Here is a 21,684-nt window from a genome sequence, read left to right as displayed (position 1 = left end):
TCCAAAGGGATTGAATTGTGCCTCGATGATTGTATCAGGGAACCAGCCACATTCCGAAAAAGACCAGCCCCAATCCGGCCACATTGTTGACCACAAGATTCACGAGACCTGTCAGCCCGTCCCCCTCATGCAAGTCATTGACGGTCTCCAGCGCAAAGGTTGAGAAGGTGGTCAGTGCCCCTAGAAAGCCCGTCATCACAAACAGCCTTGCAGAAGAGCCCAGAAGGTTGATGCGGTCGGCCAGGGCGAAGGAGACGCCGATCAGAAAACAACCTGTCAGATTGACCAGCAGAGTTCCCCAGGGGAACCGCGTACCGATCAGTCGCGCGGCCAATAGAGCTGTTCCATAGCGGCACAAAGCGCCCAGACTGCCCCCGGCGATTACCAGCGTTACTTTTCCGAGAAGGGGGCTGAAAGAGCTCCATGTCTCCCGTAGTGCTTCGAAAATTTTTGTCCACGCAATTTTACTTTGAACCAGCCGTATGATCCACTCCTCCACAGTGACTGAACCTCTCTGCCGTCGCCTGTTGTCATTTGTAATCGATTGTGCCGTCGCAGCCCGAAGCCGATCAAATGTGAATCGTCGCGCTCGGATTCGTCGAAGAGCTAGCGCACCACGACTACCGTGCAGTGGGCATAACTCAAAACCCGTTTAGCTACGGAACCCAACAGCCAGCGCTGCAGGAAACTCTCGCCTCGATGTCCCATAACGATCACGTCGATCCCCTGCTGTTCGGCACAGTGGACAATCTGTTCCGCCGGATGACCGGCGCGCACCTCGAACTGTGGCTCAACCTCGTAGGCTGCAGCTTTTGCCTTCAGTTCCTTGAACAGTTCCTGATAATGTTCCGTCGCACTTTCGAGAACGGCCTGCAATTCGACGTTGACTGGAGGTTCCGGCGGCCGGACGATGGACAGAACAATGACCTGAGCCCCATACTTTGAAGCCATCTCGAGGCCGAATTCGAATGCTTTTTCAGCCTGCTTTGAACCGTCGTAGGCAATGAGCACCGCATTGATCATATGGTTTCTCCTTCTTTGACCGGCACGGTTGGGTTCAGTGCCTTCCGTGCCGGCACTGCTTTTTCTTCCGGTGAACGCAACAGATGCCGAGGCAAAAAGAACGCATTGGCGATGAGAGTTGGGACCACTGCACTGCCAACTACTGCTGCGATCAAAAAGGAATACTGGGCGGTATTGATGATGCCGTGAGAGAGGCCGAACAAAGACGAAATACTGCCGAAGGTCAGGCCGGTTGACATAAGCAGAGTGGTGTACATGCCCTCCTTGCCGGGACTCTTGTAGATTTTGGTGACCGGGTAAACTGCCAGGAACTTGGTCGCCATTTTGCCTGACAACAGGGTGAGAAAAATCCCATAGCCTGTGATCAACGCCGGTACCGATACGAATGATCCGGCCCGGATGAAATAGAACGGGGTGAGGAGCCCGAATGTAACGGTTCTCAGACGTCGAATGAGAATGTGATCTTTTCCCACCGTCCCGGCCAGCACCATGCCGATCAGATATGCCGGCAGAACCGCCTCGCTTTCCGCCCAGCCGGCCAGAGCCCCCATGCCGAACAGGCAGAGGAGCAAAAACTTCGTTTCGAGCTCGGAGGGACGGTTGCCGTATTTTTTGAAAAACCAGGGTGTTAGATATGGCAAAAGCGCGAATACAACAACACTTGCTGCAACGAAGATGAGGGTCCGCATGGTGAATGGGGCAAAAATGAGACCGAGGGCAAGCACCGTGCCAAGATCGTTGATGAAGCATCCTGCCAGCACCACCTTGCCGTAAGTGGTTTTGTTGAGGCCCGTTTCCAACATGACGGCATAGACCACCGCCACCGAAGTGGTGGAGAGGGCCACTCCGGCCAGCCAACTGGCGCGCACATCCCACCCGAGTACATAGTAAGCCAGCGCTGCACAGCCCAGGAAGGGCGCCACAAAACCGGCAAACCCCAGAGCCGTTGCTTCCTTCCACTTGAGCTTGAAGACATCAGGGTCGAGTTCCGCTCCTGCCAAAAAGGTGAGTATGATGGCGCCGGTGCCGGCCAGAAACTTGATCCACGGTTCGTGGACTCCAAGGACGCTGCTGCTGATCACTGCCCCGATGATTAACTGGGCGACCGTGCCGACCACAATCTCCGACAGCGCCGTAGCGATTCGAAGCCAAATGGAAAGCATTGTGGCAAGCAAAGCCAGGCCGAGCCAAAGGGTTGCAAGAAACCAGGTTTCTGTCATGTCGCTGCTCCTTTCGTGTAAACAATTGAGCTTCGGACATCGTTCTTTGTGCTGTGCTCCTACCTGTATCGGCCTGATTCTCCAGATCCTTCCGAGGAGACGCAAAGTAATGCGGCCCCGCCGTCAATCGGGCGATTTGCGGGGTGCGGGTGACCCGACGGGAGCTTGTGGAATGGAGCCTATTGTGCCACAGTGCAGGTTGGTGCGGTTGGATGCTGTTGAATGAGTTGGGTGATCCCAATGCAAGCGGAAGCCCGAACGTGACATGGCGCAACGGGCTGACGGTTTGCATAAAAAAGCTCCTGCAGATTTCCCGGCAGGAGCTCCGGCTTTTCTCGTCCATCCCGCCTTGCCCCCACCTGTAGATCATGCTACCGGTAGGAGTCATCATCCCATGGCGGGCGGTTCTGGTGGACTCCATCACCCTCTGTTTTTAGTCAGTTGAATTGATTCACTCAATACCACGTTCATCCGCTTGGAGCAAGTAGTTTTCTCTATCAGTAGTTTTCTCCATCAGCTCGTGCACCAATTCGGCCTTGACTTGTGGTCCACAAGGGGTTGAAATTATAATAAAAAAATAATCGAGAAACGATATGAACGAACACACACCATCATTGCGGCCGGCCCTCCCGATGCATTTGTGGTCGCGGGCGGTTGCCGCCGAAACCGGCATCAATGCAGCGTCGTGTTACCAATGTTTGCGCTGCACCAACAGTTGCCCGGTGAGCGCCTTTATGGACATCAAACCTCACCAGGTGGTGCGCTTCGTGCAACTGGGGCAACGAGAAAAGCTGCTGGAATGCTCGTCCGTTTGGGTATGCCTCTCCTGTGAGATGTGTTCCACCTACTGCCCCAATGAAATCGACGTGGCGGGCTTGATGAACTTTGTGAAAAACTCCGTCATTGCCAGCCACAAAAGGCCCGCGGAAGTTGAAATTGCACTGTTCCATGAAATTTTCCTCGAAGTCCTTCACAAGTACGGCCGCATGAATGATCTCCAGCTCATGCAGCGGTTCAAGCTGAAAACCCTGTTCACCGGCTGCCGGCCTTCCTATGCGGAAGTGAAGAAGGACATGGAGCTGGCCAGGGAACTGTTCCAACGGGGGCGCCTCAAGCTGGCGCCGGAAAGGAGCCGGGCGGCCAGGGAAATCCGCTCGATACTCGAAAGGCGCCATGGAAGGGTGATTTCATCGTGATACAAATGGCTTATTATCCCGGTTGCGCACTGCAGTCCATGAGCTGGGACTATCGCGAGTCCCTCAAGCAGGTGGCGGGGGCGCTCGATCTGCAACTGCTGGAGGTCGAAGATTGGACCTGCTGCGGGGCTACTGCGGCGCATAGTCTGGATGAGCGCATGGCGGTCATGCTTCCGGCCAGAAACCTCGCGGGCGCCGAAGCGCTCGGTCTTCCGCTGGCGGTAGCCTGCCCCATGTGCTTCAAGCGGCTGGCCCTCACCAGAAAAATGCTGCAGGAAAAGCGAGTGGACGACCCCTGGCGCTTGAAGTTGGACCGGAATCTCCTCGACCTGGCCCGGTTCTTTGCTTCGGCCCGAATGCTCGAAAAAATCCGCGCTCAAGTGAGACGGCCGCTCACGGCGCTGCGTGTGGTCTGCTACTATGGCTGCCAGGTGGTGCGGCCGCCCAAGATCACCGGCACCACCGATTATGAGAATCCAAGACACTTGGACCGCTTAGTCGCGGCCGCCGGCGCGGCCGCCGTCGACTGGTCGTATAAGGCCACCTGCTGCGGTGCCAGCATGGGAATTCCAAAAAAACAGATCGGCCTCGCACTGGTGGCCAAACTGCTCGTTGCCGCCCGTGCCGCCGGCGCCCAGGCCATTGTGGTGTGCTGCCCGCTGTGCCAGAGCAACCTTGATCTGCTGCAGCCGGAGCTGCGCGAGCAACAAGGCTGGGAGTGGGAGCTGCCGATCCTCTATTATACGGAACTGCTGGGCGTTGCCTTCAACCTGCCGTCGATCGAGGCGGGGCTGGCCGGCCACCTGGTCGATCCGCGAGGCTTTATTGAGGCGTGGGCGGGTGAGGGGGTGAGCGGTCAGTAGTGAACGCAATGGGGTGACATGGAGCGAGTTGTGCGCTACGCGCAACGATGCCCATCAGATGGTGCGGTCACCGGACTGTCGATGCAAATCCGCAGCAGCGGTGGGAGAGAAATAAGTTGAAAGCGATGGAAACCACAAAGAGTAGTGCTTCCCACTCTGTTCTCATTCTGGGTGCAGGGATTGCCGGCATGCAGGCGGCCCTCGACCTGGCGGCCATGGATTACAATGTCTACCTGCTGGACCGCTCTCCTTCCATCGGGGGCAATATGGCCCGCCTGGACAAGACCTTCCCCACCAACGACTGCTCGACCTGCATGATTGCTCCCCGCATGGTGGCCGCTGCGCGCCACCCGAACATTCACATCCTGACCCTGGCTGAGTGCATGGGGATCGAAGGTGAGCCGGGAGCGTTCACTGCCGGCATTCATCTTCAGCCGCGCTATGTGGATGCGCAAACGTGCATCAGCTGCGGGCTGTGCGTTGAAAAATGCCCCAAGAAAACCGCCAATGAATACAATGCCGGTTTGGATCAGCGCAAGGCCATCCATTTCCTTTTTCCGCAGGCGATCCCGCTGGTTCCGACCATCGATACACAATGCTGCCTCTATTTTCAAAAGGGCAAATGCCGCATCTGCGAGAAGCTCTGCCCTGTCCAGGCGGTGCGTCTGCAGGATAAGCCTCGAGAGCTGGACCTGTCCGTGGGAGCAGTGATTCTGGCCGCCGGTTTCGAACTCGGCCTGGTGCCGCAGGCGGGAGAATATGGTCATGGACGCTATCCCAACGTGGTGGCGAACCTCGAATTCGAGCGAATGCTCTCGGCTGCCGGGCCGTTTGGCGGACACCCCAGGCGGCCTTCCGATGGGAAAAAGCCGCGCAATGTCGCCTGGATTCAGTGTGTCGCCTCGCGCGACAGCGCCCGCAAGCGTAATTTTTGTTCTTCGGTGTGCTGCATGGCCGCGGTCAAACAGGCCATACTGGTGCGTGAACACGATCCGGAAAGCCGAGCCACCGTTTTCTATATGGACATCCGCGCCCATGGAAAAGACTTCGACCGCTATATACTGAGGGCAATAGACCAATACGGGTTGCGCTTTGTGCGCAGCATGCTGTCGCAGGTCATGCAGAATCCGCAAAACGGCGATCTGATCATCGAATATTACGACCGCAGCAGCCTCGAACAGAGAAGGGAAGAATTCGATTTAGTGGTCCTTTCGGCCGGATTCCAACCCAGCGAATCCATCGGGCCACTGCTGCGCACCCTGGGACTGCAGCGCAACTCATACGGCTTCGTCGAGTCCGATCCGGAAGATCCCACTCACACCTCGAGGCCCGGCATTTACGTGTGCGGTGTCCTGGACGGACCCAAAGATATTCCCGAAGCGGTTTCCAGCGCCAGTGCCGCGGCGGCCGGCGTTGCCGCACTGCTGGGACATCGTCCCGCGGAACATGAGAGCGTTCCCCGCGAGCACCCGCGGGCGCGGGACACCGCCGGGGATCCTCCGTGCATCGGCGTTTTCGTTTGCCACTGTGGGAAAAACATCGCCGGTGTCATTGATGTGCAGACGGTGCGTGAATATGCCAAAGGCCTTCCCCATGTGGTGGCCGTTGAGGATTTCATGTTCACCTGTTCCACCCGGACTCAGCAGCGCATGCAGGAACTCATCGACGAACAGCGGTTGAACCGCGTGGTGGTGGCGGCCTGCTCACCCCGCACTCACGAACCGCTGTTTCAAGAGACTCTGCAGGCGGCCGGCGTGAATAAGCATTTCTTCGAGATGGCCAACATTCGCGATCAATGTGCGTGGGTGCATGGGAGCGACCCGCAGGCGGCCACTGACAAAGCCAAGGATTTGGTGCGCGCAGCGGTCTCTCGGGCGGCTTTGCTCGAGCCCTTCGAGGATGTTGCCACGCCGGTTGTTCCCGCGGCACTCATCGTCGGGGGCGGCCTGGCGGGCATGACGGCGGCCCTCAACCTGGCCGATCAGGGGCTGCGGGTTCATTTGCTGGAAAAGGAAGAGGAGCTGGGCGGCATGGCGCGCAGAATTCGGCGTACCCTGGAGGGCGTTTCCCTGCGCCGCCTGGCTGAGCGACTGGCGCTACGGGTCAGGAGCCACCGCAACATATCGCTTTTGACCGCGACCACGATTCAGGATATCTCGGGCAATGCCGGCCGTTTCAAGGCAATTGTGCAACAAAACGGGGAAGCTTTTTCCCTCGAATGCGGCGCCGTGATCCTGGCCACCGGTGGTGCCCCCTATCAGCCGGCGACCGACGACTACGGATATGGGAAGCATCCCAGGGTGATCACCCAGTTGCAGTTGGAGGAAGGGCTGGTGACCGGCACCATCGACGCCCCGCAGACCACGGTGATGATTCAGTGCATCGGTTCGCGCAACGATGAATTTCCCCTGTGCAGCCGGGTCTGCTGTGCGGCGGCGGTAAAGAACGGCATCTTGCTCATGGAAAAGAACCCGGCCGCTTCGGTTTACATACTGTATCGCGATGTGCGCACCTTTGGCTTCAAGGAAGAATATTATCGGAAAGCCCGTGACCTCGGAGTCATCTTCGTCAAGTTCGATCCGCAATCACCCCCGGAAGTGGTCCCTGATGGGGATGCGCTGCAGGTCAGGGTATTTGACCCCGCCAGCCAGATGATCCTCGAGATCGATCCTGATCTTTTCGTTCTGAGTGTGGGCATCCGCCCCCAACCAGGCATCGAGCGACTGGGCAAAATCCTCAAGCTGCCCTTCATGCAGGAAGGCTTCTTTATGGAAGCCCATCCCAAGCTCAGCCCGCTCGATTTCAGCCGGCCCGGGGCGTTCGTCTGCGGATTGGCGCACAGCCCTCGATTTGTCGAGGAAAGCATCACTCAGGCCCTGGGCGCGGCGGCGCGAGCGAGCGGCCTGCTGTGGAAGAAGCAAGTCTTCAGCAGCGGCGTTGTGGCCGAAGTCAAGCGGGAGCTCTGCTCGGCCTGCCTGGCCTGCGTGAACATCTGTCCCTACCAGGTGCCGTATATCGACCGGGAAAATGTTTCGGTCATTGATGCCGAGGCCTGCCAGGGGTGCGGCATCTGTGTTGCCGAGTGCCCGGCCGGGGCGATCACCTTCAGGCATTACACCGACGACCAGATCCTGGCCCAGATTGAAGGACTCACGCATTAGTGCCCATTTGCGGTATGGTAAGTGTCGCTCCCCAAACCCCTGGTGAAAGGATAGCACTGTGATTGCTCGCAGGCCGTTGCCGTTACTCCCGTTTGCTTTGCTCCTGCTGATCAGCTTGCAGTTTTCATCCAGCGTGCTTTTTGCTGCGGAATCGAGCAAACAGGACAAGACTCCCCCGGTCATCGCCATTCCCGAAAATCTGGAACAGACCGTCATGGCTGAGGCCGTCTCGGCCAAAGAACAGATGACGGTGCGCTTGCGGGAGCTTTTCCAGCGAGAGCCGTTGCGCTTCGATTTGACCACTGTTGAACGAATCCGCGATGGGCTCGTGGATTTGCCCGCTTCCACGGAGCGACTTTGGAACGAGATCGTCCAGGAGAGTCAACTGCTTGGCATGGTCGGTTCCCTCATGGTGTTGGGCCTTTTGGGTGCGCTGCTCTACAGCCTGTTCGGTGCACATCGAGTTCTCAATCGTCTGCAGGCCGTTGTTGAGCCGCTCGAGAAAAGAATTCCCGAGGTCTATTTCCCCTACCTCCTGTCGCTATTGAAAATCCTCGCAGCCTCCCTCATTCCTCTGGCAGTGTTCGGCTTGTACACCTTCGTGCGTGAATTGATCGATTACCATGCTTCCTGGTTCCTGCTCGTCGGCAGTCTGCTCAAGCTCTGGGCATTCGGTGCGGTGCTGTTGAGCCTGCTGCAGGAAATGCTTGTTCCCGTTCATTTACCCATTCCGGCCGAACATGCGCGGGGCGTCTACCGAGTTTCCAGAACCGTGGTGATATACGCTCTGGCGGGCATCGGATTGCTGTGGGCGGCAGAGGCCTTCGAAGTACCCGAGGAGATTCTCGGCCTGTTCAAGTTTGTGGTGTCCTTGTCTATCGTTTTATTCGCCGGCCTTTTCCTGCTTCTGAAAAAGCAATCCATCTTGGCCATCCTGCCCCAACTCCCATACAAAAGTTACCAGGTTCTGTATCTGGCTGCACAGAAGCTTTACTACCCGGCCATCCTCCTGACCCTCGCCAGCGGAGTGCTCTGGTGCTTCGGCTATAAGCAGCTCACTCAGTTCCTGTGGGTCAAGACCTGGGCCGTGGTCTTCACACTGTTTTTGGTCATTGTGGTCTACCACAATCTCGCAGGCCTTCTGCTCAGATGGATGGAGCAGCAGGATGTCAGGGACGATGTAGCCAAAGCCCTCTACTTCGCACTCAAATCGTTTCTGCTGTTCTGCATGGTCACTATAACGATCATCCTCGTACTCGATTTGCTTGGTCTGCTCGACATCATACAGACGATCATCTCCTTTCCCCTGCTGATCATTGGAGAAACCGCCGTTTCCTTGTGGATTCTTGGCAAGGCTATCCTCATTTTGCTTGCCTTTATCTTCTCTTCACGAATATTGAGAGCCTATCTCGACTACAGGATTTACCCGTCACTGGGGGTGGACGAAGGGCTCGCCTATTCCATTAACACCCTGGTCAAATATCTGCTGGTCATAATGGGCCTCCTGGTTTCCCTGCGTGCGGTGGGTCTGGATTTAAGCGTTCTGATGCTGTTCGCCGGTGCCCTGGGCATTGGTATCGGATTGGGTATGCAAAAAGCCTGGCAGGAAACGTGATCAGTGGGTTTACCCTGATCTTCGGGCGCAAGGTCAGGAAAGGGGATTGGCTCCAAATCGGAGATCGACTGGGGTATGTCCAGGAAGTGAGCCTCAGGGCGACCCGGGTTAGAACTCGGGACAACATCGAATACTTGATTCCAAACTCCGAGCTCACCTCAACGACCATTGTGAACTACACCCTGTCGGAGCCGGAGATCCGCATACACATTCCGGTCGGAGTCTCCTACAGCGCTTCCACGCAGGAATTAGTCGCTATCTTGCTGTCGGTGGCCGAACGAAATCCCAATGTGAACAAGGCCTTAAAACCCAAGGTTTGGTTTGTGGGGTATGGGGAAAGCTCCATCGACTTTGAGCTCCTGGTATGGATCGATGTTCGCCAGGTGAGCGAAAGAGAGGTGCGCAGTCAGCTCTATTTTGAGATTTTTGATGCGCTGGCTGCGGCCGGCATCGAAATTCCATTTCCCCAAAGGGATCTTCACATCCGCTCGGGTTTGCCGACTCCCGTAAGGTCGTCGGCCGAATGAACGGCGTCCCCCCCCGACCTGCCGGCCGCCGTTGAAGACAAAGTTGCATGCGTCTGGGGAATATCCCGAACCTGTTTTTTTTTGGCCAGTGGCCGCAGATAAACGCGGATGAGTGCCGATGGTCTTGTGCATCGGTCTCCGTCCACGCTTCAAATAATGATCACCGTTTTAGGTCAACCTGTGAGCTCAATCGGGCTTGGTCGCAGAAACGTTGATGCCGGCAATAGATGTTGCGAGGTCTTGGCGCGCTTCAGCGGAGATGCTCGAGTCTGCCCAAGCAACCCGTAGCACCGGGTCGGAATCCGCCGGCGCAGTTTTTTTATCTGCTGTGCACTCCTGGCCGTAGCTCCGCGTTGTATTTGGACCTTCCCTGCACCTAAAATGAGAATTGCCGGCTGCATTGGACACCCTATTGTGCGGGGCTGCCGTAAGTGGTACACGAACGCATGAAGATCCTCACAACGAGGAGGATGAGAGAGAAGCTGCGAGCGGCTGAGCTTGCCATGGAGGAATCAAACAAATGAAAGAAAGTGCCCAAGTAAAGAGCGTTGCGTGGGGCCGAAGTCGTCCAGTGGAAAGTTTCCTCCGGGTTGCTCTGATTGAGCAGCCATCACCCTGATCAAAGGTTTCATGACGTGATACGAACAGCCGCGGACAGGCGCCCCCATTGGGCTTTCTATCTCTGCCCGGCGGGTTTTCTATCCAGCGTATTCCTCATATCCACCCTTGGCCGCGTTGAACATCATCCCCTTCTTTACAGCTTCTCGTATGTTTCTTCCTTTGCTTTGCTTTTCGCAATGTTCCAAACCTTCCCCGCTCATTGGCCGGAAAAACACCAATGGCTGTTCCTCGGAGCGATGGCGCTATCGGCGCGCCTGGCGTTCTTTGCGTATCCGGCCAGCAGCGATGTGAGCCGCTACATTTGGGAGGGGTACATATTGAATAAAGGGTTCAATCCCTATCTCTTCCCTCCCGACAGTCCGGCGTTGAGACCCTATGTGATCGATGTATGGCATCAGATAAGCCACAAGGACCAGACGGCCTGCTATCCTCCTCTGGCCATGCTGTTCTTTCGCCTGGCGGCAGCCGTATCACCAACCGTCCCGTGCTTTAAGGCGCTCGTAGTCACCTTCGATCTGGCAGCCATTTGGATTCTGGCGCTTTTGCTGCGCTCCTGCAAGTCGCCGCCAGGTCGACTCATGCTCTATGCGTTGAATCCCCTGGTTCTGGTGTTCGTCGCGGGAGAAGGTCATCTGGATGCCATCCAGGTCTTTTTCATCCTCCTGGGTCTGCTGCTCTTCACCAAGAACCGCGATGGCCCGGCATTCTTTTCGCTGGGCTGTGCTGTCATGAGCAAGTATTTTGCCGCTCTCATTGCACCTTTCCTGTTAAACGCCCGGAACTGGAAGAAGATTTTCTACCTGATCGGGGCAATGGCGATCTTTTACCTGCCCTTTGGAAAAACCGGCAGCGGTCTGTTTTCATCGCTTTTGTTCTTCGGCACCGTCAATGCCTACAACGATTCGATAACCTTATTGTTCAGAGTGATTTGGGGGCCGTATGGCGTATTCGCCGGCATGGCTTTTCTGGCATTCTGCCTCGCGGTTATTTTTGTCTTGGTTCACAATCCCATGAGAAGCTCATACCTGGCTCTGGCAAGCCTACTGCTTGTCCTGCAGACGCTCAATCCGTGGTACCTGGTGCTGATCGCGCCTTTCCTCGCGTTGTTCCCCTCCCGGGCTTGGTTTTTCCTGCAGATTGCCGTCGTGCCCGCCCTCTACCTGCAATATCACACGGCAACCTTTTACCGCAGCTACTGGATCACGGCACTGGAATACCTGCCTTTCTTCGCACTCCTGCTGTGGGACACCTACCACAAAAAGAACCTGTTCCCGGCGCATCGCTTTGCGCCGGTGGGAGACATTACGGCGATTGTTCCGGTTCTCAATGAGGCGGAAAAGATAGGGGCTTGTGTCGATGCACTGCAAAAGGAGGAGGCGGTTTCAGAGATCATTGTGGTGGATGCCGGCTCAACCGATGGCACCAGGCAGACAGCCGAGGGGATGGGGGCCGAAGTCTTGAATGCGCCGCAGGGCCGCGGACTTCAGATCAAGGCAGGAATAGAGCCGAGCCGCGGTGATGTGATTCTCATTGTGCACGCCGATTGCGTTTTAAAGAGGAACGCCGCCGGCCGAATCCTATCAAAGTTGAACTCCAGGCCCGAATGCATCGGTGGTGCTTGCGAGATGAACTACATCGGCGATTCCGTTGCGAGCCGCTTGCTGGAACGGTTGAACAACTCTCGCAGCAGGTGGACCGGTATCTCCTTTGGGGATCAGGCCCAGTTTTTCCGCCGGGAAGCGCTGCCTCTCATTGGCGGGTATCCCGCCCTCATGCTTATGGAGGATGTCGAGCTCTCCATGCGGCTCAAGGAGGTCGCCCCCCTCTGCCTGGTTTCCGATGGAGTTTCGGTGTCCAAAAGGAGGTGGGAAAAGACCGGCTTTTGGGCCAACGGCTTCAGGGTCGTGCACCTCTGTTTCAATTATTTCATCCGCAGGCGGCTCCTACTGCTTGACCCCACCGCCCGCAGCTTCTATGAGCGATATTACGGCAAAAGACGTTAGTGGCCTGGCCCGTCGCCTGGGAGCCGGTCTTGCTCCGGTCAAAAATTGCATCGAGGCGTTTTGTGATTCTGCTTTATCATTTGAGGTGGAGGCGATCCAGAGAGCATTTGCATAGAACCGGCTTCTCATCACTAACGACAAGGACTTCGGAGAGAAGGTCTATCGCGAGCGGTTGCCTCACAGGGGGTGTCATTCTTCTGCGCCTTGCAGATGAGCGGCCAGCCACCAAAATAGATGTAATGCAAAGACTCCTCTCGGCTTACGCTGATCGCATTGCCGATCGATTCGTTGTGGTGACCGAAACACAGATACGTTTTGCTCTAATGGATGGTGCCGAATTATCATAGCCACACAGGCGCGGCCGCCAGCTCCAACGGTCTGCCTGTTTCGGCCGGCAACAAGCCGGGCTCAGGGACCAGCCCGGCCTGCAAAGGGGGTTAGCTGCAGTTGGTGAGCCAGTTTGGTGAAGTGCGCGTCTTCCTCGCAGAGGATGGATTTCCAGCGCATCGGTCACTCAATAACGGTTAATTGCAGGATGACGTTGCACCGTATGTGAATGCTCGTAGAGTGTGCAAGCAGCGTCCCCCACCGCCCGCTCAAAGTATTCCCGCACAACCTTGAGGGTGGAGAAAAGAGCGCTCTCCTCCCGCAGCTCGAGCACCCACCAGTCGCAGGCAAGGCAGCTCAAGAGGCGGAGCCTGCCCATCAAATCTTCGAGCCGCTCGGGAGCCGTATGCCCATCGTTTCTTTCTTCGTGGTAGATATGAGCGTTGAAAACCCGGTCATTGTGCGGTGAAATGAAGTCCTCGAAGGCGTAGAATTGGCTTCGAACGGAGGGACTCATGCGGGCATGGCCGATGTCCAGCGTAATCCCGGCATTGGATTTGCGAACCAGCTTCTCGAAGAGCTCCGGACGGCTCGACCATCCGCAAGCGAGATTTTCAAGGCAGACACGTATTCCAAATCGTTGGCCGAAGCTCACCAGGTCGGCAAGCGCCCCCACACTGCGCTCCCAGGAGAGTCCGTTAGAGGAATCCAGCCCCAGTCCCAGGTGAACGGTCATGAACTTGCCATCAAGCTTCGCTACCAGGCGGCACACCTTGCGGAAGATATCCATTGCCTGCCTGGCTCTTTCGACATCGCAATCACCCAGATCCACTCCCTGGAAGGCACAGTGGTAGCGAACCTCGAGGGGATGAAGCCGACAAATCCTCTTCAACAGTTTTGTTTCGTCCACATCGTTGGTCGGCAGGTCAGCGAGCTCAAACGTCCAATCGACGCCGTGAAATCCGTTGTCCAAGGCGGTTTGCCTGAGTCTTTCCGCATCCCTTATGAAATTGCACATGGCGAGCTTTGGTTGTGGAGGCTTTCTCATCCGTTCAAATTTTTCCTACACTGTTTAAGAAAATGATTTCAGCGGGAAGCATTCTCGTGGTCATAGGCACGTTGGCTGAGCTCGGGCACCCGTTCCTCCTCCTGCAAGATGAAGCCCCGGGTATGGAAGGGGTGCGGCGCGGCTTCGTCGGCGAGAAATGCCGGCTCGTCGACTTCCGGCGTGAACAGGTCGTAACACGCTGCAAAACCACTCATTTTCGCCACGTACATGAACTCCGCAGCGGCAACCAGAAGCGGTTTGCTCTTGAGTCCTTCGATGCTCAGGTGGACCTTGTTGTGCCGGTCGACATCCGACTGCAGGTAGTGGTATACGAGGATCTCCGGCGAAAGTACATGGAGCTCTTCACAAAACCCATCCGACACAGCAACCCGAAGTTGTTCAAATGAGCGTGGTCATTCTAAAGAGCGGGTTTTTTATTGTAAAATTGGAATTCATGATAGATAGATCGCTCATGCATAGGATAATACGATGATCCGAGGTGAGTTCGAGTGTTTGCTGAAGGAGAATGTTGCATTGCGTGGGTTGCCCTCGGCTTAACAATCCCTTGAGCCGGCCAATGCTCAGAGGCAGGACGAGGCGTTGAGGAGTAACCCAGAGACGTTGTTTACTCTACCGGGTAAACATTAAATGTTTCATTGTCTGCAGGCGTTGCCAGAGCGAATCAAACACTACTTTAGTGCCGTTGAAGGTTAATGAACGATGTTGAAAATCCAGACCAAACGGGTCTATGACCCGGTGGAAAAGGAAGATGGGACGCGCATCCTGGTGGATCGCATATGGCCCCGGGGCATAACCAAGGAGCGACTGCAGGCCGATGTGTGGCTCAAGGATGCAGCCCCGAGCACGGCTCTGCGCAAATGGTTCGGCCACGATCGAGGACGCTGGGAGGTGTTTAAGGAGCGCTATTTTTCCGAGCTCGATGAAAATCGCCAGGTGATAGAGCAGCTCTTGACATTTTTGCAGGAAGGAACCGTTACCCTGCTTTTTTCGGCTCGCGACACCCGGTACAACCAGGCCGTTGCTTTGAAGGACTATCTGCTCTCGATACACAAGGACCGGCAAAGAACTGAGAAGCCATGACGCCGGGAGGGCTACACGGGGGCGGCGACCGAAGTCTCCCCAATATGCCGCCGTCAATGTTGGGTTTCACTGCGTTCAACCCAATCTACAGTCTACTGATGCGATAGCGGGGTTGCGAGCCGATCATTGCGCTGCAACCCCTGCGAACATCGTCAACCTTCCCAGGAAATGCAATCCTCGGGGCAGGTGGCAATGGCGTCCTCGATGCATTCCTCATCACCGCCCTCGGCAAGGATGACCCTGGCCTTTTCCGCTTCCTCATCCATTTCAAACACATCAGGGCATAGTTCGGCGCAGCTTCCACAACCGATACAGCATTCTTCGTCCAACAAAACTTTTCGTGCCATGCTTGCTCCTTTTCTGTTCGAGAGTACTTACTTCGTCTCCATTGCCTCACAAAAAATTTCTCAGGCCATGCCAACCGGGCCTACCCGCTGTTCACCATCGAATGTCGACTCGCAACGGTCCGCGCTTGCGCATGCGCCCAACGTCATTTGGCCGGGCGGCGGCATGCACTCGGCGGACAGCACCGGTTAGAGATGAAAATCGCCCGCTGCTTCGGGCTGATAGATAATTTCTTCGATCCGCATTTTTTTCACTCCCGCGGGTGCCGCCCACTCCACCGTATCTCCCACCTTGAAACCGATGAGGGCCGTGCCCATGGGGGCGAGGACGGATATTTTGTTCTGTCCGGCATCCGCATCGCCCGGAAAGACCAATTGATAGATCACATCCCTGCCGGTGTCCAGATCCGTCAGTCGCACCTTGCTGTTCATGGTCACAATATCCGCGGGGACGTTGGTCGGATCCACGACTTTTGCCCGGCGCAGTTCGTCATCCAGTTCTTCAAGGTACCTGGCATCGAGGGCACCCGGAGCATCTTCCAACATTTCGATCAACTTATTGAGTCGCTTGAAATCGAATTCCGTGACATAGATGGTTCTTTTCCTTGCCATAGTGTGTGTCTCCAGTAGATCGAAATAAATCCCAGTCAGGTGGTACGGGTAAACATTCTATCGGGCCCCGGCGCTGCACCCCCAAGGTAATCGGCGTATCGGCCGCCGGGCAGAATCACCCTACCTAAAATTCGTCTGAATTGCAAAGCCGAGTGCGAATCATCGGCTCCTTCAACACAATCCGCCGTCCCGTTGCTCGCTCCTTCCCGATTTCAACCCGGGCAGTGACTATGCCGGGTTGCGTACCTCGACCCAGCCTGCTTTTGGCCGTCCGGCCGGGCGATGAGCCGTGCACGATCGCACCGGCGCTTTTCGTCCAACAGTCCCAGAGAAGCATGGCTATTTTGGGCTTTTCTGAATATAATTGGAGCGGTTACGCCATATTGAACGTTTTCATGTTGCTCCGGGCGGTTTGCGCGGGAAGCCCCGGCGGCCGTCACAGACGATGGGGAAAAGAGTGAACAGGTCACCGCTGATCAACAACATGCAAGTGAAACTGATGCTGCTGTTCTTTGTGTTCGCGCTGGTGCCTCTGTGCTCAGTGGGAGCGCTTGCCATACGAACGGCGGAGGGGCTCATCCTGGACATGGCCACCAACCGCATTCGGCATATCGCAATGGACAAGGCGGCTTTGCTCGAGCGCTGGATTTACGAGCGCAAGGCCGACCTGGAAGTGATGGCAGGATCATCGATCCTGAGATCCATGGATGTCGGCGAGATCACCCCGTACCTGGAGCTGGTCAGGAACAAGTACCAGGTGTATGACCAGATTGCCGTGGCAGCGCGCAACGGTGACATCATCTGCCGAAGCTCGCGACATGCCGCGGAGCTGCCAAGGGAGAACCGTTCCACCCAAGCGCCAGTCGATGAACTCTACATGTCCGATATACGCCTGAGCCCCAACCGCAACGAGTCCTATTTTCTCATATCCGCGCCGTTGCTGGGAGACGCGGGTGATCCCAGGGGCGCTGTCAGTGCAACGGTAGGGACCGGCACCATCCTCTCGGTGGTGCTCCAGGTCTCTTTGGGCAAGACCGGAGAGTGCTACCTGGTGGATCGCAACGGCACGTTTCTCGCACACAAGGAACCTGAGAGAATTCTCCATGAAAACATTGCCCAGTTGGAAAGCTTCAAAAACATTTTCAACACACAAAAAGCCAGGATCACCTATATCGACTACCGGGGCATTGAGGTCATCGGCGCCTCGACCATGGTCGGAGGAACGGACTGGGCGCTGGTAGTGGAACAGGACAGTGAAGAAGCGTTTCGGCCGGTTGCCCAACTGCGGCGCACCATTGTTCTGGTCATCCTCCTGTCCGTCCTGGGTGCACTGGTCTCGGCATGGCTGCTCTCCCGCTACCTGGCCACCCCCATCCGCCGTCTGAGCGAAGCGGCCAATTCCCTTGCCGAAGGCGATTTCCAAAGGATCAACATCGAGACAACCGAGCGCCACGATGAAGTCGGTTTGCTTTATCGCGCCTTCGGCAAGATGGCCCGGCAGCTGCAGGACCGGCAGCAGAGACTGGAAGAGAGGGTGACCCGCAGGGAAGCCGAGCTCAAGGAAAGCGACGTGCGGCTCAAAGCCACCCAGCAGGCGGCCGCCCGCTCCCAGCAGCTGGCCTCCCTTGGCCAGCTTGCCGCGGGTGTGGCCCACGAAATTCGGACGCCCCTGACGTCTCTCAAGATGTTCCTGCAGTCCATCGAGAGTGAAATGGAAATTGCCAGCGAATTTGGGGAAGACTTCCAGGTGGCCATGGGCCAAATCCAGCGCATGGAGGCCACCATCAACCGCTTTCTTGACTTTGCCAGGCCCCAGACGCCGGTCTTCACGCAGGTGAGCGTAGCGGATCTGATCGAAGACTCGCTCCTGGTGGTAGGCCCGCGCGCAAAGCAGCAGGAAACGGTTGTCACCACACGCATAGCCGATTCCCTGCCGAGCATCAGGGGCGATAGAAAGCAGCTCGAGGAAGCTCTCTTGAACCTCCTGGTCAACGGCCTCGAAGCATTGAGCCTGCGTGGTGAGCTGAGCGTTTCGGCCGTCCACGAGATTGACCCGGGGAAAACCGCAGGGCGGGACTTCATTCGCATCGACGTGACGGATACGGGTCCTGGAATTGCCAAAGAGACCATCCCCTGCCTGTTCGATCCCTTTTTTACCACCAAGGCGACCGGCACGGGGCTGGGCCTCTCCATCGTGTACGCCACCCTCAGGCGGCATGGCGGAAGCGTCGCCGTCGAGAGCGGCGTCGGTCAGGGGGCCACCTTTTCGTTGTTCATTCCGGTGGAATTCGAAGGAATGCTGGAGGAAGATGGAAAAGATACTGATCGTTGACGATGATGAGGGCCTCGTTCATTTCCTCTCTCGCTTTTTTGCCAGGCAGGAATTCGACGTGCGCTCATGCCACAGCGGCACGGCTGCTCTGGAGCTGGTGACAGCGGATTCCTTCGACCTGATCCTGCTCGATTACAAAATGCCCGGGCGCAACGGGCTCGACCTCCTCAGAGAAATCCGCAAACTCCAGGTGAAAACCCCCGTCATCATGATGACCGCCTACGGCACGATGGATACGGCCATCGAGGCGATGAAGCTCGGGGCCTACGATTATCTGCTCAAGCCCTTCGATCGGAACGATCTGGACCGCCTCGTGAAAGACGCTCTCGAAGTGAACCGGCTGATGAAGGAGGTGGTCAGCTTTTCCCCCGCCGGGGCCGGGACGCCGCCGGATCCGCGGGGAGCGGTCAAGATCATTGGTCGCCACAAACGCATGCAGGAAGTGTACAAGCTCATCGGCCAGGTGGCCGCCAAGGATGTCACCATCCTCATCACGGGCGACTCGGGCACCGGCAAGGAACTGGTTGCACGGGCCATCTATCACCACAGCAGCAGAAAAGAGAAGCCGTTTCTGGCCGTCAACTGCGCCGCCATTCCCGAGACGCTCTTCGAGAGCGAGCTGTTCGGGCATGAACGGGGCGCCTTTACCGGCGCCGACCGCACGCACATCGGAAAATTTGAACGCTGCCACGGCGGCACCCTGTTTCTCGATGAAATCAGCGAAATGCCGCTCTCGACTCAAGCCAAGCTGCTGCGCGTGCTCCAGCACGGGGAATTCGAGCGGGTCGGCGGGTCTCAGACCATCAAAGTCGATGCGAGGATCATCGCAGCGACCAACAAAAATCTTGAAAAGGAGGTCCAACAGAACCGCTTCCGCGAAGACCTTTACTGGAGACTGCAGATCATTTCGATCCACCTTCCGCGACTCAGGGACCGCGCAGAAGACATCCCCGCCCTGGTGGACTATTTTGTCAACCGTTTCAGTGCCGAGTACCAGACCCCCATCAGGCGCATCGAAGCCGCCGCCCTTACCCGGCTTCAATCCCACTCCTGGCCGGGCAACGTGCGGGAGCTGGAAAATACCATCAGACGCGCTGTGCTGCTCTCCTCCGGGGATGTCATCCTGGAAGAGCACCTGAGGTTTGACGCGGCTTGCCAGGGTTCACCCGCCGGTGCAACGGGCGACGACCTATGGGACAGGATCGAGCGCAAGCTCGACGAGCTGGTTCCCGACCTCCTGCAGATGTGCGCCGAAAGAATGCACGAGGGCATCATCGATGCGCTGGAAAAGAAGCTCCTGTCCAAAGTGCTCGCCCAGTGTGGTTACAACCAGGTGAAGGCGGCCAAATTCCTGGGCATCAGCCGCAATACTCTGAGACACCGCATGAAGAAGTTCGATCTCCTACCACCATCCGATTAGGCCGCCCTCGGCTGCTGTATTTTCAGCACAGCTGTGCAAAATTTGAGCAGCACGGCGTTTGGCAAGAGAATTTTTTCTCCCCCTCACCCCGACCCTCTCCCCCCCCCGCACGGGGAGAGGGCGCGTTATTTGAATTCAGCTCCTTGCACGGCACGGTTATTGCTCAACTGGATCGGGTGCACCGACGTGGAATTCATAACTACAAGCACTGGACGTCACAGCATGATGAAACATCAATCGGAGATGGAAGTCTGGAGCAGCCGCACGCAAGCCATGGATCAGGAAATCCGGCGCGCCAACGCCAGATTGAGGCATTTCCGGGGAGTTGCAGCCAGCGTGATGGGCGATGCCCTGGATCTCTGGCGGGAAATCTGGGCTGACCTGCAGGACCCGGTTTCATGCGAAGAGATATTGGCGGGTGAGAGCGGCGCCAACAGCGTTATGCCTGAGGCCGAGCGCCGCCTGCTGCTGGACAAGCTGCACCTGCTCGGAATCCGCATCGATTACGCCAAACGGCTCTGTGAGGGAGCCATCGGCAACCCATCACATGAGGAAGGAGAAGAATGACCATGACCAAACAGCTCAGGATTGTCTCTGCAAACGGACAGGAAAAACCATCCCGGGTTTTGCGGCCGGAGCAAAAGTTCAAACATTTCCGCAACGTCACAGGGGCTGTCCTGCAGGATGCCCAGGACACCTGGGGAGAGCTGTGGGAAGAGCTGCAGGGGGCGGTGGTTGACGGTGTACTGGTCCTTTCCGACGGCAAACAGGGGCATCAACCCAAATGCGGATGGCCTCAATTCCTGGAAAAAATGTGGATCTTGAAGCATCAGCTGGACTACGCCAGCCGGTTCTGCCGGGAAACAATCGGGTGAAACCGCCGGCCTGGAGGCATCGCGGCGGAATGACTTAAAGCCGGTGTTCCCGGACCAGCTCCTGGAGATCCATTGACGCATCGTTAACCAATGTACACATGGGAGGAAAACCGAAAATGTCAGGCAATAACAACCACAGCAACCCTTTCAAAATTGCTCAACAACAGATCAACGACTGCGCTGATATCCTCAAGTTGAACCACAGCACACGCGAGGTACTGCTGCGCCCCATGCGCGAATTCCATGTCCATTTTCCGGTCCGTATGGATGACGGAACCACGCGGATCTTTCAGGGATTCCGGGTGCAGTACAACGATGCCAAAGGCCCCACCAAGGGCGGCATACGCTTCCATCCGGAGGAAACCATAGACACGGTGCGCGCGCTGGCCGCCTGGATGACCTGGAAATGCGCCCTGCTGGATCTGCCCCTGGGGGGCGGCAAGGGCGGAGTCATCTGCAACCCCAAGGAGCTTTCGCGTTTCGAACTCGAACGTATCAGCCGCGGTTACATCAAGGCGATCGGTGCCTTTATCGGTCCCGACAAGGACATCCCCGCGCCCGATGTCTACACCAACCCGCAGATCATGGCCTGGATGGTGGACGAATATTCTTCCATCGTAGGCAAGAATCAGTTCGGGGTCATCACCGGCAAGCCCCTCTCCCTGGGAGGCTCTCCGGGGCGCGGGGACGCCACCGCCAGGGGAGGCATGTACGCGCTGCGCGAGGCCGCACAGCGCCTGGGTATCGACCTGGGCAAGGCGACCATGGCGATCCAGGGCTACGGCAATGCCGGCTGCTATGCAGCCAGTCTGGCCGAAGCCATGTTCGGCTCAAAGGTTGTGGCGGTGTGCGACTCGCGGGGTGCCGTCACCTGCCGCAACGGCATTTGCATTCCGCGAGTGAACGAGCACAAGCAGAAGACATCGTCGGTGGTGAGCTGTGAGGGGACCGAGTGCGTCAGCAACGACGAACTCCTCGCCTTGGATGTGGATGTGCTGGTGCTGGCCGCCCTGGAGAGCTCCGTTACGGAAAGGAATGTCGACCAGGTCAAGGCCAGGATCATCGTCGAGCTGGCCAACGGTCCGACCACGCCGGAAGCCGACGAGGTCCTCCACCGGAAGGGAATTCATGTGATTCCGGATTTTCTCTGTAACGCCGGAGGTGTCACGGTTTCTTACTTCGAGATGGTGCAAAACGCCTACATGTATTATTGGGATGAGAATGAAGTGCACGAAAAGCTCGATAAGCGCATGACCAAGGCGTATCATGAGGTGCTCAATAGCGCGGAAAAGTATGCCATCAACATGCGTAAAGCCGCCTACGTGGTAGCGGTAGCGCGCGTGGTGGAAGCTATGAAGCTGCGCGGCTGGGTTTAGCTTCCATCGGCTCCAGGAAG

At 57.0% G+C, this 21,684-nt stretch carries 19 protein-coding genes and 1 riboswitch; of the genes, 12 read left to right on the top strand and 7 right to left on the bottom strand.

Going from position 1 to position 21,684, the window contains the following annotated elements:
• Nucleotides 1-34: 34 nt before the first annotated feature.
• The 3 genes from crcB to K1V27_RS08955 all read right to left on the bottom strand — a co-directional run bounded on the left by crcB (nucleotide 35) and on the right by K1V27_RS08955 (nucleotide 2,243).
• Complete coding sequence (gene crcB, locus K1V27_RS08965; RefSeq protein WP_258929437.1) at nucleotides 35-499, bottom strand: fluoride efflux transporter CrcB; 465 nt, start codon at nucleotides 497-499, stop codon at nucleotides 35-37.
• Nucleotides 500-606: 107 nt separating this feature from the next.
• Nucleotides 607-1,023 (bottom strand): universal stress protein, encoded by a 417-nt coding sequence (locus K1V27_RS08960; RefSeq protein WP_258929429.1) that lies wholly within the window; start codon nucleotides 1,021-1,023, stop codon nucleotides 607-609.
• Entirely contained in the window at nucleotides 1,020-2,243 is a 1,224-nt protein-coding gene (locus tag K1V27_RS08955) for a cation:proton antiporter (protein WP_258929426.1), read from the bottom strand. The genes K1V27_RS08960 and K1V27_RS08955 overlap by 4 nt, the downstream gene beginning before the upstream one ends.
• A gap of 371 nt (nucleotides 2,244-2,614) precedes the next feature.
• Nucleotides 2,615-2,677, bottom strand: a riboswitch (Fluoride riboswitch).
• A 159-nt stretch (nucleotides 2,678-2,836) separates the two neighbouring features.
• Between K1V27_RS08955 and K1V27_RS08950 the strand changes: the two genes are divergently transcribed.
• The 6 genes from K1V27_RS08950 (at nucleotide 2,837) to K1V27_RS08925 (ending at nucleotide 12,229) form a co-directional block, all read left to right on the top strand.
• Nucleotides 2,837-3,439, top strand: a complete 603-nt coding sequence (locus K1V27_RS08950; RefSeq protein ID WP_258929423.1) for a 4Fe-4S dicluster domain-containing protein — start codon at nucleotides 2,837-2,839, stop codon at nucleotides 3,437-3,439.
• Nucleotides 3,440-3,444: 5 nt separating this feature from the next.
• Nucleotides 3,445-4,302, top strand: coding sequence for a CoB--CoM heterodisulfide reductase iron-sulfur subunit B family protein (locus tag K1V27_RS08945; protein ID WP_258929798.1), 858 nt, complete (start codon nucleotides 3,445-3,447; stop codon nucleotides 4,300-4,302).
• A 125-nt stretch (nucleotides 4,303-4,427) separates the two neighbouring features.
• The gene (locus K1V27_RS08940) at nucleotides 4,428-7,463 is read left to right on the top strand and encodes a CoB--CoM heterodisulfide reductase iron-sulfur subunit A family protein (protein WP_258929797.1); all 3,036 of its coding nucleotides are present in this window, start codon (nucleotides 4,428-4,430) and stop codon (nucleotides 7,461-7,463) included.
• 58 nt (nucleotides 7,464-7,521) lie between these two features.
• A complete protein-coding gene (locus K1V27_RS08935; protein ID WP_258929420.1) occupies nucleotides 7,522-9,078 on the top strand; it encodes a mechanosensitive ion channel in 1,557 nt (518 codons plus the stop codon).
• Nucleotides 9,075-9,605 (top strand): mechanosensitive ion channel family protein, encoded by a 531-nt coding sequence (locus tag K1V27_RS08930; protein ID WP_258929411.1) that lies wholly within the window; start codon nucleotides 9,075-9,077, stop codon nucleotides 9,603-9,605. The genes K1V27_RS08935 and K1V27_RS08930 overlap by 4 nt, the downstream gene beginning before the upstream one ends.
• A gap of 635 nt (nucleotides 9,606-10,240) precedes the next feature.
• Nucleotides 10,241-12,229, top strand: a complete 1,989-nt coding sequence (locus K1V27_RS08925; RefSeq protein ID WP_258929407.1) for a TIGR04283 family arsenosugar biosynthesis glycosyltransferase — start codon at nucleotides 10,241-10,243, stop codon at nucleotides 12,227-12,229.
• A 514-nt stretch (nucleotides 12,230-12,743) separates the two neighbouring features.
• Here K1V27_RS08925 and K1V27_RS08920 read toward each other — a convergent pair.
• Together K1V27_RS08920 and K1V27_RS08915 are read right to left on the bottom strand one after the other, a co-directional pair.
• Nucleotides 12,744-13,604 (bottom strand): sugar phosphate isomerase/epimerase family protein, encoded by an 861-nt coding sequence (locus tag K1V27_RS08920; RefSeq protein ID WP_258929403.1) that lies wholly within the window; start codon nucleotides 13,602-13,604, stop codon nucleotides 12,744-12,746.
• A gap of 38 nt (nucleotides 13,605-13,642) precedes the next feature.
• Nucleotides 13,643-13,987: a hypothetical protein gene (locus tag K1V27_RS08915; protein WP_258929399.1), complete on the bottom strand. Its 345-nt coding sequence runs from the start codon at nucleotides 13,985-13,987 to the stop codon at nucleotides 13,643-13,645.
• Nucleotides 13,988-14,324: 337 nt separating this feature from the next.
• On the opposite strand from K1V27_RS08915, the gene K1V27_RS08910 reads away from it, so the two are divergent.
• Complete coding sequence (locus K1V27_RS08910; protein ID WP_258929398.1) at nucleotides 14,325-14,705, top strand: DUF488 domain-containing protein; 381 nt, start codon at nucleotides 14,325-14,327, stop codon at nucleotides 14,703-14,705.
• A 152-nt stretch (nucleotides 14,706-14,857) separates the two neighbouring features.
• Here the strand turns inward: K1V27_RS08910 and K1V27_RS08905 are convergent, their stop codons facing one another.
• Together K1V27_RS08905 and rnk are read right to left on the bottom strand one after the other, a co-directional pair.
• Nucleotides 14,858-15,052 (bottom strand): ferredoxin, encoded by a 195-nt coding sequence (locus K1V27_RS08905; RefSeq protein ID WP_258929397.1) that lies wholly within the window; start codon nucleotides 15,050-15,052, stop codon nucleotides 14,858-14,860.
• Nucleotides 15,053-15,238: 186 nt separating this feature from the next.
• Nucleotides 15,239-15,661, bottom strand: coding sequence for a nucleoside diphosphate kinase regulator (gene rnk / locus K1V27_RS08900; protein WP_258929396.1), 423 nt, complete (start codon nucleotides 15,659-15,661; stop codon nucleotides 15,239-15,241).
• Between the two features lie 457 nt (nucleotides 15,662-16,118).
• On the opposite strand from rnk, the gene K1V27_RS08895 reads away from it, so the two are divergent.
• The 5 genes from K1V27_RS08895 to K1V27_RS08875 all read left to right on the top strand — a co-directional run bounded on the left by K1V27_RS08895 (nucleotide 16,119) and on the right by K1V27_RS08875 (nucleotide 21,664).
• A complete protein-coding gene (locus tag K1V27_RS08895; RefSeq protein WP_258929395.1) occupies nucleotides 16,119-17,993 on the top strand; it encodes an ATP-binding protein in 1,875 nt (624 codons plus the stop codon).
• A complete protein-coding gene (locus tag K1V27_RS08890) occupies nucleotides 17,971-19,413 on the top strand; it encodes a sigma-54-dependent transcriptional regulator (protein WP_258929392.1) in 1,443 nt (480 codons plus the stop codon). The genes K1V27_RS08895 and K1V27_RS08890 overlap by 23 nt, the downstream gene beginning before the upstream one ends.
• Before the next feature lie 222 nt (nucleotides 19,414-19,635).
• Nucleotides 19,636-19,980 carry a hypothetical protein gene (locus K1V27_RS08885; RefSeq protein WP_258929391.1) on the top strand — a complete coding sequence of 115 codons (345 nt, stop codon included), beginning with the start codon at nucleotides 19,636-19,638 and terminating at the stop codon, nucleotides 19,978-19,980.
• Nucleotides 19,981-19,982: 2 nt separating this feature from the next.
• Nucleotides 19,983-20,288: a hypothetical protein gene (locus tag K1V27_RS08880; protein WP_258929390.1), complete on the top strand. Its 306-nt coding sequence runs from the start codon at nucleotides 19,983-19,985 to the stop codon at nucleotides 20,286-20,288.
• Nucleotides 20,289-20,404: 116 nt separating this feature from the next.
• A complete protein-coding gene (locus K1V27_RS08875) occupies nucleotides 20,405-21,664 on the top strand; it encodes a Glu/Leu/Phe/Val family dehydrogenase (RefSeq protein ID WP_258929389.1) in 1,260 nt (419 codons plus the stop codon).
• Nucleotides 21,665-21,684: the final 20 nt, after the last annotated feature.

This window comes from Desulfoferrobacter suflitae, from assembly GCF_022603395.1.
Lineage (GTDB): Bacteria > Desulfobacterota > Syntrophobacteria > Syntrophobacterales > Syntrophobacteraceae > Desulfoferrobacter > Desulfoferrobacter suflitae.
This window is presented reverse-complemented; position numbering and strand designations above follow the sequence as displayed.

Coding starts and splice junctions, on each gene's coding strand:
- K1V27_RS08940 (WP_258929797.1), top strand. CDS start 4,428: ATGGAAACCACAAAGAGTAGTGCTTCCCACTCTGTTCTCATTCTGGGT.
- K1V27_RS08950 (WP_258929423.1), top strand. CDS start 2,837: ATGAACGAACACACACCATCATTGCGGCCGGCCCTCCCGATGCATTTG.
- K1V27_RS08890 (WP_258929392.1), top strand. CDS start 17,971: ATGGAAAAGATACTGATCGTTGACGATGATGAGGGCCTCGTTCATTTC.
- K1V27_RS08955 (WP_258929426.1), bottom strand. CDS start 2,243: ATGACAGAAACCTGGTTTCTTGCAACCCTTTGGCTCGGCCTGGCTTTG.
- K1V27_RS08910 (WP_258929398.1), top strand. CDS start 14,325: ATGTTGAAAATCCAGACCAAACGGGTCTATGACCCGGTGGAAAAGGAA.
- rnk (WP_258929396.1), bottom strand. CDS start 15,661: ATGGCAAGGAAAAGAACCATCTATGTCACGGAATTCGATTTCAAGCGA.
- K1V27_RS08905 (WP_258929397.1), bottom strand. CDS start 15,052: ATGGCACGAAAAGTTTTGTTGGACGAAGAATGCTGTATCGGTTGTGGA.
- K1V27_RS08880 (WP_258929390.1), top strand. CDS start 19,983: ATGACCAAACAGCTCAGGATTGTCTCTGCAAACGGACAGGAAAAACCA.
- K1V27_RS08885 (WP_258929391.1), top strand. CDS start 19,636: ATGATGAAACATCAATCGGAGATGGAAGTCTGGAGCAGCCGCACGCAA.
- K1V27_RS08945 (WP_258929798.1), top strand. CDS start 3,445: ATGGCTTATTATCCCGGTTGCGCACTGCAGTCCATGAGCTGGGACTAT.
- K1V27_RS08920 (WP_258929403.1), bottom strand. CDS start 13,604: ATGAGAAAGCCTCCACAACCAAAGCTCGCCATGTGCAATTTCATAAGG.
- K1V27_RS08960 (WP_258929429.1), bottom strand. CDS start 1,023: ATGATCAATGCGGTGCTCATTGCCTACGACGGTTCAAAGCAGGCTGAA.
- K1V27_RS08875 (WP_258929389.1), top strand. CDS start 20,405: ATGTCAGGCAATAACAACCACAGCAACCCTTTCAAAATTGCTCAACAA.